The organism is Nostoc sp. NMS2 (assembly GCF_017115105.1).
Classification (GTDB): Bacteria; Cyanobacteriota; Cyanobacteriia; order Cyanobacteriales; family Nostocaceae; genus Nostoc.
The window spans coordinates 24642-39864 of sequence record NZ_JABXKH010000099.1; the positions used below are offsets into that span (position 1 = coordinate 24642).

Here is a 15223-nt window from a genome sequence, read left to right on the forward strand (position 1 = left end):
TAGGGGGATCTTCAACGATTTTGGTTTTCTAGAAAGATGTGTGTACACCTTAGCCTTTTAGGAGAGAGAAATAGAAGTGAGGTTTTCCAGATGACCTGAATTGTCAGGCGAACAATTAGGGACTGACAAGAAATAAATTATCCAATCTTGTGGGGTGGACATCTTGTCCGTCCCCACAAGAAGTAGTTGAGTATTTTTTATTTGGAAGTACCTTAGTGGGGAGCATCCCAATGCAAGCTTAAATCTTTTCCCTCATCCCCAGCCCCTCTCCCATGTTTGGGAGAGGGGAGACATAACTCTAGTTCCCCTTCTCCCAAAGATGGGAGAAGGGGTTAGGGGATGAGGGCTATCAAGGTTTTTGCACATTTGGGATGCTCCCCCTTAGTGGCGGGTTTGAATCCCCGACTGATAGCGAGCAGAAAGCGAGTTTTCTCGCAAAGGGAGATATGCGAACAAGCGTCTTGATTCTGACCGGAGGCGGAGCAATCCAGGTTCCACTTCTGTTAGCGATAGCGGGGCGTTTAGCCCATTATGACTTCTTCTTCAATGAGGATTAGCAGAATGCCAATTCAATAATTTCAGAAACTTAAAAACTTTTTGTCTTCCCAAGTACAAAAACTTGGTTGTAAAAAATCTGGTTTCATACTGAATCGGCATTCTATTAAGATATGTCCAAAAATTCTAATGTTCATATCAAGATTGTTCTAAGAAAATCGTGATATACTTCTCCTTGTTGATACTGGTGTAACGAGAATGCTACTTAAATTAAGCATTCTGTCAGTTGGCTTGGGATTAGCGGCTCATTGGTTAGCCCTTGGATTTGACATCAATGTCAGAACCATTCCCCATCTCGAAGAAATGATGAACACTGCCATTTCGCTGGGCTTGTATATCAATGTTTTAAGTATTGATCCGATATTCTTTAAAAGACATTTGGACTCAATTATTAAGGTAATAGTTGTTGGAGTACCAATAAAGATTATCTTGCCCGGTTTCTTTTTGGCTTACTTTTCACACCGTGTTGCCCCAATTGCCTATTTGTGTGCAACCATAATTGCTCAAATAGATCCAATTGCGGCAGCTAAATCTCTTGACAGCAGCAAGATTAGCAGAAAATCTGAAACTATTTTGAGGGCTTGGTCTAGCTTTGATGACCCAATTACTGTACTATTTGCTTTTTATTTTTTCCTACCACTGTTAGTCTCAAATAATTTCAGTTGGAATCAATATTTAGTGCGGATTGCTGCTGATGTTATTAGCTGTTTTACAGTTTATTACATCTATTATAAAATTAGTAGTTGGTCAAATAGGCTATATGACAAAATTCAAATATCTTTAGAAATAATTTTTTTAGCGATCATTATTTTCTATAGTGTTTTATTTGATTCATTCATCTTACCTGCATTTGTAGGCATATTCTTAAGACCGATCGCACCAGAGCAGTTAGAAAAAATTATCTCTGCAATTTTTTATTTTAGTGTAATTGTTATTGGTTTATTATCTGCTAATCTTCGCCTAGATTGGTTTTCTGGAGGAATTTTAGCATTCTCTACATTTTTCTTAGGACAAGTTATTGTAACTTTTCTCTTTTTAAAAGATTCTTTAGCCAGCAAAGTAAGAGTGATGTTTGGCCATCAAAATGGGATGACGGCAATTCTGCTAACTGTTGGCATTGAAGTATCTGGCTCAGATCAAACAACAGCTTTGTTATCAGTTACATTACCTGCCATTATCCTAATTGCCTTATTTTACTTTGCCACTAATTATCTTTTAGATCGTTTACTACTAAGCTCTCCAATTGACTAAAACTATGGAATTTCTGTAGAGTAGAGCGAAAAACCAAGAAAACATCGGGACTAAATGCCGGTTAATGCCGGTTAATGCCGCTCATTGCCTATTTTTACCATAAGAGTTTATACTTAATGAGGTAGCTTGATGTGGATTTACATTTAGTAGGTATTATTAGCCATGCCTCAAAAACACGATCAAACCCAAGAGTCTGTTAAAGTCTGCAACCACAAACCTGGCGATGTTTGGGACGAGGGTTGTTGCGAGAAGATTGAAGCGATCGCCAAAGCAAATCTGGCGATCGCCAATGATCTCAAAAACAAGCAGATAGCTGATGAGGAGACTAAAGAACTCATTCATCAAACCGAGAATCAAGATAGATTCACTCTAATATCCAGTCATGGATGATACTTCTGCACTTGAACAGAAACTTGAAAAGACTTGATCCTCCGACGAATAAAGATTTATCAGCCTGGGTGCCAACCTAAAACCCAGGCTGAACAAGGACAAGGGTACAAAGTTTTTCTTTGCACTTTTGCATGAGGTTCTCATCCTATAAATTCGGCGGAATACAAACATCTGGCGCACATAAGCCAAAAAACTTTAGCGTCGTCACCTCAAAAGTATTCAAATCTACGTGGCGGATGGCGTGGTTATTTGTATCGGCAATATATAGATATGAATCCATAACACTCAATCCCGAAGGTTCAAAAAATCGGCTATTCTTACCTTGTCCATCCTGTAAACCAGCAGTACCATCTCCCAAAACTGTTTGACAATTGCCACTAGGACTAACTAATCTAATTTTGTGATTGTAGGTATCTGCTACCCACAGAAAATTTTCAGCGAATTCCACTCCTAAACAGTGTTGTAAACGGACATCTTCACCTTGTCCATCAACGTCACCAAAACCAAATAAACCCCCACTACCGCAAACAGTTCGTACTTGATAGGGTTCTACAATTCCAACACCACGAATTGAACTAACTTCACTATCAGCAATATATAATTCTTTTCCATCTGTGCTGATACCGCTAGGTTGAGCAAAGGCAGATTCAGTCAGTGAACCATCAACGCCAGCTTCTGCACCAGTACCAGCATAAGTTTTAATGATGCTAGTTTCTAAATCCATTTCCCAGATTTGATGCGGCCCAGCCATTGCAATAAACAGGGTATTTCCCACTTTGACTAAATCCCAAGGAGAATTCAGCGCGGTTTCTAAACCAATACCGCCATGAGGATGAATATTCCGGCTTTGTTTACCAGTTCCTGCGATCGCTTCTACGACTTGACGCTTCAAATCAACTCGCCGCAGGGTATGATTTTCTGTATCAGCAACATAAAGAATTTGATTTTCTGCATCATAAGCCATTCCCTGTGGTGCAAAAAACTGCGCTTCATGAAAAGCACCATCGGTTAAGCCAGATTTTCCAGTACCAATTAAATGGAGAATTTCTCCGTCAAAGCTACTCATAACCAGACGATGATGTCCAGAGTCAGCAATGAACAAACCCGCTTGGGTAGCTAAAACTTTACCAGGAAAAGCTAGGGGTGTAATTAATGGTTGGCGCTGTTTTTCTAAAGTCAAGCTAAGTTCTTGAAAATTAATCGTGCCTTTATCCTGGTGTTGCTGAATTAGTTTTTGAATTAATTCGTCTAAAGCATCACGATTTCCTTCGCCAGAAATCTGACCAATCACGTAACCTTCTGGATCAATAATTATTAAGGTAGGCCAAGCACGTACAGCATATTCTCCCCAAAGTCGAAAATTGCTGTCAACTATAACCGGGTGTTCAACGTCGTAGCGCAGGATAGCTTGGCGAATGTTTTCTGTTTCTTTTTCGTTGTCAAATTTGGCAGAATGGACACCAATAACGGTAAGGCTATCTTTATATTTCTGTTCTAAATATTTCAGGTTTGGCAGAATATGCAGACAATTTATACAGCAGTATGTCCAAAAGTCTAAAATTACGACTCTACCCTTGAGTTGTTTGAGAGACAAAGGTTTATCGGTATTGAACCAAGAGTAATTTTGCGGTAATTCAGGCGCTCTAACACGGGGAAGCATAATAATTCGTAATTCGTAATTCGTAATTCGTAATTCGTAATTTAACGTGGGTGTATCTGTTGTGAAAGAACTTGAAAAATTAACTACTACAGAGTTATCAGTCTGGGTAGAACAAGCTAAAATTCAGGCTAAAGATGGACGAGTTATTGATCGCATTCCGCAATTAGCTAAAGCTTATCCTGGTTGGTTTGCAGTTCATATCTGCTGTGAATCGGGAAAAAGTATCAGTTTTGGGGATACAGCTTGTATTTTCCCGCTAATGAGCGTGATTAAGACATTTTCTTTACTTTATCTGCTAGAACATTTTGGCGCAGAAACGGTTTTTGGCTGGGTTGGGGTGGAACCATCGGATGCACCCTTCAATTCTTTAGAACAATTAGTTAGCGATCGCGGCTACCCCCGCAACTCTATGATTAATAGTGGGGCAATCACCCTCGCTGATAAGTTACCAGGAAAAGACGCTACCCAACGCACTCTTTTATTTTGTCAATGGCTCAACCAATTAGCCGGTTGCCAACTATGGTTAGATGAAGTAATGCTGGCTTCAGTGCGATTAACCCGCTCAACAGCTAATGAAGCGATCGCAAACTATCTTACCGAAACAGGTTATTTAGAAAATCTTGAAACAGCACTTGACACTTATGAGCAAATATGTTGTATCTCTGGGCGAGTTGAAGATTTAGCCCTGTTAGGAAAACTCCTAGCTTGTGAAAATAGATATTTATCGTCACAGAATCGCCGAATTGTCAACGCGGTGATGTCAATTTGTGGACTTTATGAAGCTTCTGCCGAGTTTGCAATCAGGATTGGTCTACCGATGAAATCAGGGGTTGGTGGTGGACTTATAGCAATAGTACCAAGTGAGGGAGCGATCGCTTGCTACAGTCCTGGGTTGGATAATATAGGAAATCCGTTAGCAGGGCTTGTCTTTGTTGAGGCTTTAGCACAAGAGTTGCAGTTGAGTATCTTTGGCTAAATGCTGCTTTTGGATAGGGAGAGAAATGATAAATTCTGTACCACTACCCACCTCAGATTTACAAGTTAGTCGTCCTCCATGTTTTTCGACAACAATCTGATGACTAATCGAAAGTCCCATACCAGTGCCAACGCCTGTTGGTTTGGTGGTAAAGAACATCTCAAAAATTTTCTCTAGAGTCTCAGGGGCAATACCCGAACCGTTATCAGCAATACGGATAACTACCCAGTTTTTATCTTGAAGTTCAGTAGCGATCGTAATTCGTGGTTTGTCTTGAGTATTGTGCTGTTCCTCCAAAGCATCAAGCGCATTGTTGATAATATTCATGAACACTTGGTAAAGCGAGCTAGAAAAACCTTCAACGGTGGGAATATCACCGTAACAGCGCTCAATCGTAATACCTTTTTTGATCCGGTTATTGAGAATGAGTAACGTACTTTCAATACATTCATGCAAATTGACTCCATGAGCTTCTGCTTCATCTAGACGAGAGAAGTTTTTCAAGCTTAAGACAATTTGGCGCACGCGATCGGCACCGAACTTCATCGACTGCAAAACTTTCGGTAAATCTTCTTCCACAAATTCTGCATCAATTTCGGTGGCGTGGTCTTGTACCGCTAGAGGTGGATTAGGTACTTCTTGGCGATAGGTTTGTAATAATGCTAATAAATCCTCTACATATTGAATAGCAGGATCTAAATTGCCGTAGATAAAATTTACCGGATTATTAATTTCGTGGGCAATGCCAGCTACCATTCGTCCTAAACTGGACATTTTCTCACTTTGCAGCAATTGGGCTTCTTGCATTTGCTGCTGACGAAAAGCGGCTGCTTGCTGTTCTTCCAATAAGCATTTAACCCTGTGCAAAACTTGGTTAAATGCAGTAGCAAGTATGCCAATTTCATCTGTAGTTATTACGGGTGCTTGCAGGTCAAAGTTAGATTCTTTGGTGACTCGCTGCGCCACATTCGTCAGCACTTCTACTGGATGGGTAATGGTTCGACTCGTCAAAAAAGCTAAAAGAGTAGCAATTAATACTGACAACACAATGCTAGCAACAATGATTTGAATCCGTATTTGTGCTGCTGTCTTGAACGTCGTCGTTGCTGCTTGTAATTCCTCATAAGAGGTATTAATGACAGTAACCAGTTCATCGGAGATACCGTCAAACTTAAGTGCTAACTCACTATTGGTAAACTTCAGCAGTCGTCGTTGAGCGATCGCAATTTTATTCTCAGTTAGAGGAGATAAATCAAGTTGCTGAGATAGTTCTTCAAGTTGCTGGATATAAGTTTGTGTTACACCTTCATAAGTTTTCAGAAGCAGGGAAATATTCTCAGTGTGCTTTTGGTTCGTATAATCAGCAGTTTTTATATATGTTTCGAGTTCCAACCAAACTTGCTTAATTTCAGGTGCATGTGTATTAGTAATGTGGGCATATTCCTCTTTGTACAGCTTTGGATTTGCCACTAATGGAATGAGTTGCTGCTGGTGCGTTCGACTTTGCAGGATACCTGTCTGGAGGCGATAGAGCAAATTGAGTTCCTTGAAGGCATTTTGTTGCTGCTGCAACGCCTCTTGCTGATAGCGATCTCCTAAGACTAGCCCAATTGTGGTTCCGACAATTCCCACACCAAGGGCAAGACCATAGCCAAATTTAATTTTGTTGCCAATATTCAGACCATTGGTAATGTTTGAGAACCACCTTTTTCGGCTCGATTGGACGACGGCGATATCACCGGAAACTGATGGAAAATCTGAACCTGGAGTCTGGAAAGCCATATTAATCCTAAGTAAGCAATAAGAGTCAATGCTTACTTAGAATTCCCTTTTTTTATGGCTGTTGCACTTGTTTTTCTGGTAAAGGTGTTGGCGTAATTATTTCTGGTGTTGGAGACTCAATAATCTCTGGTAGTGCAGGTGGCAAACCAGGAGATGGCGCAACTGTTACTTTTGGAGTAGGTGTCTTGCTCGTTCGACGCTTAAAAAATCCGCCAAATCTAGGTTTTGTTGGTTGAGGGACAACTTTTTCAGGTAACGGCGTTGATTCAGAAGTCGGTGTTACCTCTGGCTGTGGTTCTGGTGTTGGCGTAATTATTTCTGGTGTTGGAGACTCAATAATCTCTGGTAGCGTGGGTGGCAAACTCGGAGATGGCTCAACTGTTACTCGTGGAGTAGGTGTCTTACCAGCCCGACGGTTAAAAAATCCGTCAACTTTATGTTTAGTTGGCTGAGGTGCAACTTTTTCAGGTAGCGGCGTTGATTCAGGAGTTGGGGTTACTTCTGGTAGTGTCGGGGATAAGGTAGGAGATGGTACAGCCGTTGGAACTTCCAATTTTGGTTCTTCTGGCTGTGTTTTAGATTCTTTCGGAACTTCAGTTTCAGGAATGGGCTGTTTTTCTAGCTTCGGTTGTATTTGGGGTGTTTTTTCAACAGAAGGCGTAGGTATGAGTTTATAATTCTGGTCTACAATGCCACGTACCTCGTCTGCTGTGAGTTCTCCTCTCACAATTTTCGACAAAGTATCTTTACCCTTTGGCTGGTAGTCGATCAGTCTGACTGTAGTATTAAAGGCATTTTTGAGAGGATTTCCCTGATTATCGAGAAATTCTAGCTTTATCCAGTTTTGACCAGTTTGGAAGCCTTTAAGATAAACTGCTTGCCAGCGATCGAAAATAAAGCTTTCACCATTAATTGTGACGCGGATGCGCCAATCACTAAATCCTTCGTTAGTGTTTTCCTTGTCAACGAGGTGTAGGGGAGCGTTAGTGAGATAAAAGTCTAGTAAGATTGGCTCTGCACCGTAGCTACTTTGAGGACGGCTGTAAGTTAGCAGAGGTAACTTAGGATCTGGATTATTGTCGTCTGTTTTGGTAAAAATGTGAAATGTTGTCTGAACATAAGCGCCTTCATTCTTAAAGCTTTCATGCCAAGGACGAGAGGCAAAGACGCGCAGGGTATGAGTACCTGGAGACAAGTCTGATAAAACCAAGGGTTGATTCAGGTCGTAAACAGGAATATAAGGTTGATTATCCAGAATTACATGGAGATGGGGCCCCAGTTGTAATTGTGGGTCTTTAAATATTGGTAGATCCTTAACCTGAAAACTGGCTGTAACTTTGTTATTTTGGAAAACTTCATCAGGTTTAGGAGTCACAATTGCCACTTGTGGCTGATAAACTTCCAAACTTGGACGCAGTGCTTGGATAACAGATGGTGGGGAAACTTCCGAAAATTGCTTTGAAATTTGAGAAATCTGTGGAGGGTTTTCTCTATAACCAGTCGATACTTCCTGGCTATCGGCTTTCTCGCCGCAACTGGTCAAGCTTAATACCAGCACCAATGTCATTATCCACCTGAGAATCGGGAACCTCTGAGGGAGGAGCTTCTCTAACACCCTTTTCTGCCACGAGTTCATGCGTTGCACCCAGTGATGGTCTTCGACAATTGACAGATTATTTTCGCTCAAACTGTCCATCTGGAACTATAGCCCAAAAGGTGAAATCCGCCTCACATTCCCTAAGTTTTCCTGTGTCTATTTCAGTAGATTTGAAAATAAGTCATACTTTTACTGCTTTTTACTTACAACAAGGGAAACATGACACAAATGTTCATGAGCAATAGTAGTAAAAGCTGGAACGCCGAACACATACAGCAAAACCATAAAACTTACGAATTGTTATTCTTTGTAAATTAAAATGGTTAATCTATTGACTTTTAGACAAATAGTTTGAAGTTAAAAGGCAGATAAGGCGGCAATTTCAGCAATATTTGAGCAAGTTTGAATTATTGTTAAAATATCTCTAACAAAGTGCAGGTGAAGACTCTATAATTCAACGAGAAACAACTCTCCACATAGGGTCTTCATCACGGCTTCAGTAAAATTCTGAGTATGCGGTAATGGTTCACTTTGTGGTATTCATGATTCCTCATTCCTTATCAAGAGAGGAGGTCAAATGACAATAAGTCCTCCGGAGCGAGAGGAAAAGAAGGCAAGAGTAATCGTCGATAATGATCCAGTTCCAACCTCATTTGAGGCATGGGCAAAACCTGGACATTTTGATAGATCCTTAGCCAGAGGTCCCAAAACCACCACATGGATTTGGAACCTGCACGCACTCGCCCATGATTTTGATACACATACAAGCGATTTAGAAGATATCTCCCGCAAGATATTCTCAGCCCACTTCGGCCACCTAGCCGTAGTGATGGTTTGGTTGAGCGGGATGATTTTCCACGGCGCAAAGTTTTCTAATTACGAAGCTTGGTTAAGCGACCCGTTGAACGTTAAGCCTAGCGCTCAAGTCGTTTGGCCCATTGTCGGACAAGACATTTTAAACGGTGATGTTGGCGGTGGTTTCCACGGTATTCAAATCACCTCCGGTTTGTTCCAAGTATGGCGTGGTTGGGGGATTACAAACTCCTTCCAGCTTTATGTAACTGCGATCGGTGGCTTGGTACTAGCAGGCTTATTCTTATTTGCCGGCTGGTTCCACTACCACAAACGCGCTCCCAAACTGGAATGGTTCCAGAATGTGGAGTCGATGCTGAATCACCACTTGCAAGTATTGCTAGGTTGTGGTTCCTTGGGATGGGCAGGTCACTTAATCCACGTGTCCGCACCGACCAACAAGCTTTTGGATGCAGGCGTTGCTCTCAAAGACATCCCCTTGCCCCACGAGTTCATCTTGAACAAAGACTTGTTGACCGAGTTGTATCCCAGCTTTGCTGCTGGTTTAGCACCTTTCTTCACCTTGAACTGGGGTCAGTATGCTGACTTCCTAACCTTCAAGGGCGGTCTGAACCCAGTAACTGGCGGCTTGTGGATGAGTGACATCGCTCATCACCACTTAGCGATCGCAGTTCTCTTTATCGTTGCTGGTCATCAATACCGTACCAACTGGGGTATTGGTCATAGCATTAAAGAGATCCTCGAAAACCACAAAGGTCCTTTCACCGGTGAAGGTCACAAAGGTCTCTACGAAAACCTGACCACATCCTGGCACGCTCAGTTGGCTACTAACCTAGCCTTCTTGGGTTCGCTGACCATCATCATCGCGCATCACATGTACGCGATGCCCCCCTATCCATATTTGGCAACTGATTACGCTACGCAGTTGTGCATATTCACACACCACATGTGGATCGGTGGCTTCTTGATTGTTGGTGGAGCGGCTCACGCTGCTATCTTCATGGTGCGGGATTACGACCCAGTTGTGAACCAAAACAACGTATTGGATCGGGTAATTCGTCACCGCGACGCGATTATTTCTCACCTGAACTGGGTGTCTATTTTCCTCGGCTTCCATAGCTTTGGACTTTACATCCACAACGACACAATGCGTGCATTGGGTCGTCCTCAAGACTTGTTCTCTGATACAGGGATTCAATTGCAGCCAGTATTTGCCCAGTGGATACAAAATATCCACGCCTTGGCTCCTGGTACAACTGCACCTAATGCCCTAGAACCAGTTAGCTATGTCTTTGGCGGCGGTATTTTGGCTGTAGGCGGAAAAGTGGCAGCTGCACCCATTGTTTTGGGCACAGCAGACTTCCTAATTCACCACATTCACGCCTTCACCATTCACGTCACCGTCCTAATTCTGCTCAAAGGTGTACTGTATGCCCGTAGCTCTCGTCTGATTCCAGACAAAGCAAACCTGGGCTTCCGCTTCCCCTGCGACGGTCCTGGTCGTGGCGGTACTTGCCAAGTGTCTGGTTGGGATCACGTATTCCTTGGACTGTTCTGGATGTACAACTCCATATCGATTGTAATTTTCCACTTCAGCTGGAAGATGCAATCAGATGTCTGGGGAACCGTAGATTCAGCCGGGAATGTGACTCACATCACTGGTGGTAACTTTGCCCAAAGCGCCATTACCATCAACGGTTGGTTGCGAGACTTCTTGTGGGCACAAGCTACACAAGTCATCAATTCATACGGCAGCGCGCTATCTGCCTATGGTCTACTCTTCTTAGGCGCTCACTTTGTCTGGGCATTCAGCTTGATGTTCCTGTTCAGTGGTCGCGGCTACTGGCAAGAATTGATTGAGTCCATTGTATGGGCGCATAACAAACTGAAGGTAGCACCAGCAATTCAGCCTCGCGCTCTGAGCATTATTCAGGGTCGGGCTGTAGGGGTAGCTCACTACCTCTTAGGAGGAATTGCCACAACTTGGGCATTCTTCCACGCACACATCCTTTCAGTAGGGTAGTAATCAGTTATTGAGTGCTGAGTGCTGAGTGCTGAGTCAAAACTCAGAACTCAGGACTCAGAACTCAGGACTCTAGACGCTGATATTTGATGGCTAAAGGTCAGAGGATTTATTAAACCTATGGCGACAAAATTTCCGAAATTTAGCCAGGATCTCGCACAGGACCCGACGACTCGTCGGATATGGTATGCGATCGCTACAGGCAACGATTTTGAAACCCATGATGGCATGACGGAAGAAAATCTTTACCAAAAGATTTTCGCAACTCACTTCGGTCACTTGGCAATCATCTTCCTGTGGGCATCCAGCCTCCTGTTCCACGTAGCCTGGCAAGGTAACTTTGAACAGTGGATTAAAGATCCCCTTCACATCCGTCCCATCGCCCATGCGATTTGGGACCCCCACTTTGGGAAACCAGCGATCGAAGCTTTTACCCAAGCGGGCGCTAGTAATCCGGTAAACATTACCTACTCTGGTCTCTACCATTGGTGGTACACCATCGGTATGCGGACGAACGGCGAACTGTACAATGGTTCAGTGTTCTTGCTGTTATTCGCTGCTGTAATGTTGTTCGCTGGCTGGTTGCACTTGCAACCCAAGTACCGTCCTAGCTTGGCATGGTTTAAGAGCGCTGAACATCGCCTAAACCACCACTTAGCAGGTTTGTTTGGTGTTAGTTCATTGGCTTGGGCTGGTCACTTAATTCACGTTGCTGTCCCCGAAGCTCGCGGTCAGCACGTAGGTTGGGATAACTTCTTGAATACCCCACCCCACCCAGCCGGTTTGACACCATTCTTTACAGGCAACTGGGGTGTTTACTCTCAAAACCCTGACACTCCTGGACATATATTCGGGACATCGCAAGGTGCAGGAACTGCGATATTGAGTTTCTTGGGTGGCTTCCATCCTCAGACAGAAGCTTTGTGGCTGACTGACATAGCTCACCACCACTTGGCGATCGCAGTTTTATTCATCGTTGCTGGTCACATGTACCGGACAAACTTTGGGATTGGTCACAGTCTCAAAGAAGCATTGAATGCCAAGAATTTCTTTGGTATTCCTGTTGAAGGGCCATTTAACCTACCTCACCAAGGTATTTACGACACCTACAACAACTCCTTGCACTTCCAATTGGGATGGCACTTAGCAGCGTTAGGTGTTGTTACTTCCCTGGTAGCGCAGCACATGTACTCCATGCCTTCCTACGCATTCATTGCGAAGGACTACACAACCCAGGCAGCGTTGTACACGCATCACCAGTATATTGCTGGATTCCTGATGCTTGGTGCTTTTGCTCACGGTGCGATTTTCTGGGTGCGTGATTACGACCCAGAACAAAACAAAGGCAACGTACTTGACCGCGTGCTGAAGCACAAAGAAGCGATTATTTCCCACCTCAGCTGGGTATCCCTTTTCTTAGGCTTCCACACCCTTGGTCTGTACGTACACAACGACGTAGTAGTTGCTTTTGGTACTCCTGAAAAGCAAATCTTAATTGAGCCAGTATTTGCTCAATTCGTCCAAGCTGCTAACGGTAAGGTACTGTACGGTTTAGATACTTTGCTATCTAACCCAGATAGTATTGCTTACACAGCATGGCCCAACTACGCTAACGTTTGGTTGCCAGGCTGGTTAGATGCCATCAATGCTGGTACTAACTCACTGTTCTTGACAATTGGCCCTGGCGATTTCTTGGTACACCATGCGATCGCTCTAGGTCTGCACACCACCACCTTGATCTTAGTCAAAGGTGCTTTGGATGCCCGTGGTTCTAAGCTGATGCCCGATAAAAAGGACTTCGGCTATGCCTTCCCTTGCGACGGCCCCGGTCGTGGCGGTACTTGCGACATCTCAGCATGGGATTCCTTCTACCTCGCTACATTCTGGATGCTCAACACCATTGGTTGGTTAACCTTCTACTGGCATTGGAAGCATCTAGGTATTTGGCAAGGCAACGTAGCTCAGTTCAATGAGAACTCTACATACCTCATGGGCTGGTTCCGCGATTACCTCTGGGCTAACTCCGCTCAGTTGATTAACGGTTACAACCCTTACGGCGTGAATAACCTGTCTGTCTGGGCTTGGATGTTCTTATTTGGACACCTAGTTTGGGCTACTGGCTTCATGTTCTTAATCTCCTGGAGAGGTTACTGGCAAGAGTTGATTGAAACCCTTGTTTGGGCACACGAGCGCACTCCTCTAGCTAACCTAGTTCGCTGGAAAGACAAGCCCGTGGCTCTGTCCATCGTTCAAGCTCGTGTAGTTGGTCTAGCTCACTTCACTGTTGGCTACATCGTAACCTACGCAGCGTTCTTGATTGCTTCTACTGCTGGTAAGTTCGGTTAATTCGACTGCTAGTTTTGTAGATAAGTAATAGAAATCCCCTGCCGTAAGGTGGGGGATTTTTTAATTTTTGATTACTTTTTCAAATTTTTTGGGAACTCTAGAGCATAAATACTTTATGTACAAGATACCAATAAGATGAGATTAGAAACTCAAGTTAAACAAAATTCAAATTGTGCAATTTTTTCTCGAAATTACTCTGAACATCTTGATGAAGCAGTTAAAATTAGTAATCAGAATCCCAGACAGCCAATTACTTTCCGCTCATCTGTAATTTGGTCATCAGCTAAAAAAGCAATAGAAACTCACGGTCAACGTAAAATTTACTTTGCAACTGTAGGAGATTCTAACTTAGTTAGATACGAAGGAAACTTAGAACAAGTTGAATTGAATCCAGAATTAAATCTTCAAACATCACAAAAGTTACTTCAGTACTGTACAGAGTCAACTAAAGGAGAAGGTTTATGGGAAGAAGTTGGAAAAGTAAAAGTTAAAACACTCTATGTAATTTCAAACTGTCGAAACATTAGCTCTCCTTTTCGTTTTACTCACTTAAGAAAATTACTAGATGGCTCACCAATTAATGATAATTTTAGCTATAGCTATGCTTTAGTCTACGAAATGTAAAAATGTTAATTTATCAATAATGAACATTAAACTCGTAGAATCTCTCATACAAGTTATCCTGTCTCTCTCTGATGAGGAGCGATCGCTTTTGGAAGAAAAACTATTTTTCGATTTATCAGAGCCTTCAACCAGTGACTTAATGCAACTTGCTCAGACTGGTGGAGTCTTTCAATTTCTTAACGATGAACCAGACATATACTCACTAAAAGATGGAGAACCTATCTAAAAAGAAAGCGATATCTACGACGGTCACTGAGCGAAGTCGAAGTGCGGGCTACGCCTACGCCTAAAATTAACTTAGTTATAAGCAGCAATATGGAAGAACTGCAAATCTCAGAAATAGAAGCTACCTTTACAGCGCTTGTTAACCAATGGCGTGAAGAAACTTGTGGGATATCATCTACTAACCAAATGTCGATGCACCCTGCATACCAACAAATTATCGGCATGGGCAAACCTGTAATCCCACTTTTACTTAGGGAACTGGAAAAGAAATCTGGACACTGGTTCTGGGCATTAAAATCCATCAGCAGAGAAGATCCTGTACCTCAAGAATATAGGGGAAAAGTAAAGGAAATGACTAAAGCTTGGTTGGAGTGGGGTAAGCAAAGAGGCTACAGGTGGTAGGTAATAACGCTTGGGTTAAGTTTGTCAGAGAAAAAATTGAGCGTGATTATCCTAACCTCATTGTCTATGGATACAAACTTACCAGTCCAGATACAATTGATTACAACTGTGTTGCTTGGGCAGCAGAGGATGATGAAACATGGTGGTGGCAAGATATTCAACATCAATTTTATTGGCCATTGAGTATTCCCAGAGAGGAAACTATAGAGGCTTTTCAACAAGCATTTGAAACACTTGGTTATGAAGTTTGTGAAGGTGATGCTTTAGAAGAGAGATTTCAAAGAATAGCCATATATACTAATTCCAATAAAGTACCAACTCACGTTGCTAGACAATTACCGACTGGTAAATGGACAAGTAAGCTTGGATCGTTAGAAGATATAGAGCATAATAATTTACAAGGGCTAATTGGGAATCCTGGTTATGGTGAGGTTGCCTGTATTATGAAAAAGTCAATTTGAGTCTAGAAAATATTCAGCACTAATCTAATTATCCAGGGTTAGCGCGTCTCAAACCCTATTGACAGAGGGATTATGGCAGAGGGTCTGAGTTTGGGAGAGCCGCAGCCAAAACAGAAAC

Annotated in this window: 12 protein-coding genes; 9 read left to right on the forward strand and 3 right to left on the reverse strand. The window is 42.7% G+C overall.

Annotation, left to right across the window (positions count from 1 at the left end):
* The first annotated feature begins 786 nt into the window (after nucleotides 1–786).
* Both HWQ36_RS18210 and HWQ36_RS18215 read left to right on the forward strand, forming a co-directional pair.
* Nucleotides 787–1806, forward strand: coding sequence for a hypothetical protein (locus HWQ36_RS18210; protein ID WP_292705090.1), 1020 nt, complete (start codon nucleotides 787–789; stop codon nucleotides 1804–1806).
* Nucleotides 1807–1968: 162 nt separating this feature from the next.
* A complete protein-coding gene (locus HWQ36_RS18215; protein WP_292705091.1) occupies nucleotides 1969–2196 on the forward strand; it encodes a hypothetical protein in 228 nt (75 codons plus the stop codon).
* A 145-nt stretch (nucleotides 2197–2341) separates the two neighbouring features.
* Here the strand turns inward: HWQ36_RS18215 and HWQ36_RS18220 are convergent, their stop codons facing one another.
* Nucleotides 2342–3856 (reverse strand): thioredoxin-like domain-containing protein, encoded by a 1515-nt coding sequence (locus HWQ36_RS18220; RefSeq protein ID WP_292705092.1) that lies wholly within the window; start codon nucleotides 3854–3856, stop codon nucleotides 2342–2344.
* Between the two features lie 61 nt (nucleotides 3857–3917).
* On the opposite strand from HWQ36_RS18220, the gene HWQ36_RS18225 reads away from it, so the two are divergent.
* Nucleotides 3918–4832, forward strand: a complete 915-nt coding sequence (locus HWQ36_RS18225; protein ID WP_292705093.1) for a glutaminase — start codon at nucleotides 3918–3920, stop codon at nucleotides 4830–4832.
* Here HWQ36_RS18225 and HWQ36_RS18230 read toward each other — a convergent pair.
* Together HWQ36_RS18230 and HWQ36_RS18235 are read right to left on the reverse strand one after the other, a co-directional pair.
* Nucleotides 4797–6614, reverse strand: coding sequence for an ATP-binding protein (locus HWQ36_RS18230; protein ID WP_292705094.1), 1818 nt, complete (start codon nucleotides 6612–6614; stop codon nucleotides 4797–4799). The two genes, HWQ36_RS18225 and HWQ36_RS18230, sit on opposite strands and share 36 nt — an antisense overlap.
* Before the next feature lie 52 nt (nucleotides 6615–6666).
* Nucleotides 6667–8181, reverse strand: coding sequence for a hypothetical protein (locus tag HWQ36_RS18235; protein ID WP_292705104.1), 1515 nt, complete (start codon nucleotides 8179–8181; stop codon nucleotides 6667–6669).
* A gap of 607 nt (nucleotides 8182–8788) precedes the next feature.
* On the opposite strand from HWQ36_RS18235, the gene psaA reads away from it, so the two are divergent.
* The 6 genes from psaA to HWQ36_RS18265 all read left to right on the forward strand — a co-directional run bounded on the left by psaA (nucleotide 8789) and on the right by HWQ36_RS18265 (nucleotide 15105).
* The gene (psaA, locus tag HWQ36_RS18240; protein ID WP_292705095.1) at nucleotides 8789–11047 is read left to right on the forward strand and encodes a photosystem I core protein PsaA; all 2259 of its coding nucleotides are present in this window, start codon (nucleotides 8789–8791) and stop codon (nucleotides 11045–11047) included.
* 120 nt (nucleotides 11048–11167) lie between these two features.
* Nucleotides 11168–13393 (forward strand): photosystem I core protein PsaB, encoded by a 2226-nt coding sequence (psaB, locus tag HWQ36_RS18245; RefSeq protein WP_292705096.1) that lies wholly within the window; start codon nucleotides 11168–11170, stop codon nucleotides 13391–13393.
* A 135-nt stretch (nucleotides 13394–13528) separates the two neighbouring features.
* Nucleotides 13529–14017: a hypothetical protein gene (locus tag HWQ36_RS18250; RefSeq protein WP_292705097.1), complete on the forward strand. Its 489-nt coding sequence runs from the start codon at nucleotides 13529–13531 to the stop codon at nucleotides 14015–14017.
* A 19-nt stretch (nucleotides 14018–14036) separates the two neighbouring features.
* Nucleotides 14037–14243 carry a hypothetical protein gene (locus tag HWQ36_RS18255; protein WP_292705098.1) on the forward strand — a complete coding sequence of 69 codons (207 nt, stop codon included), beginning with the start codon at nucleotides 14037–14039 and terminating at the stop codon, nucleotides 14241–14243.
* Nucleotides 14244–14332: 89 nt separating this feature from the next.
* Nucleotides 14333–14644: a hypothetical protein gene (locus HWQ36_RS18260; RefSeq protein ID WP_292705099.1), complete on the forward strand. Its 312-nt coding sequence runs from the start codon at nucleotides 14333–14335 to the stop codon at nucleotides 14642–14644.
* Nucleotides 14638–15105, forward strand: a complete 468-nt coding sequence (locus HWQ36_RS18265; protein ID WP_292705100.1) for a hypothetical protein — start codon at nucleotides 14638–14640, stop codon at nucleotides 15103–15105. Before HWQ36_RS18260 ends, HWQ36_RS18265 begins: the two co-directional genes overlap by 7 nt.
* Nucleotides 15106–15223 lie beyond the last annotated feature (118 nt).

What these genes read in the sequence shown, in the direction of transcription:
- HWQ36_RS18215 (WP_292705091.1), top strand. Translation starts at nt 1,969, where the DNA reads ATGCCTCAAAAACACGATCAAACCCAAGAGTCTGTTAAAGTCTGCAAC.
- HWQ36_RS18220 (WP_292705092.1), bottom strand. Translation starts at nt 3,856, where the DNA reads ATGCTTCCCCGTGTTAGAGCGCCTGAATTACCGCAAAATTACTCTTGG.
- HWQ36_RS18230 (WP_292705094.1), bottom strand. Translation starts at nt 6,614, where the DNA reads ATGGCTTTCCAGACTCCAGGTTCAGATTTTCCATCAGTTTCCGGTGAT.
- HWQ36_RS18235 (WP_292705104.1), bottom strand. Translation starts at nt 8,181, where the DNA reads ATGACATTGGTGCTGGTATTAAGCTTGACCAGTTGCGGCGAGAAAGCC.
- psaA (WP_292705095.1), top strand. Translation starts at nt 8,789, where the DNA reads ATGACAATAAGTCCTCCGGAGCGAGAGGAAAAGAAGGCAAGAGTAATC.
- psaB (WP_292705096.1), top strand. Translation starts at nt 11,168, where the DNA reads ATGGCGACAAAATTTCCGAAATTTAGCCAGGATCTCGCACAGGACCCG.
- HWQ36_RS18250 (WP_292705097.1), top strand. Translation starts at nt 13,529, where the DNA reads ATGAGATTAGAAACTCAAGTTAAACAAAATTCAAATTGTGCAATTTTT.
- HWQ36_RS18255 (WP_292705098.1), top strand. Translation starts at nt 14,037, where the DNA reads ATGAACATTAAACTCGTAGAATCTCTCATACAAGTTATCCTGTCTCTC.
- HWQ36_RS18260 (WP_292705099.1), top strand. Translation starts at nt 14,333, where the DNA reads ATGGAAGAACTGCAAATCTCAGAAATAGAAGCTACCTTTACAGCGCTT.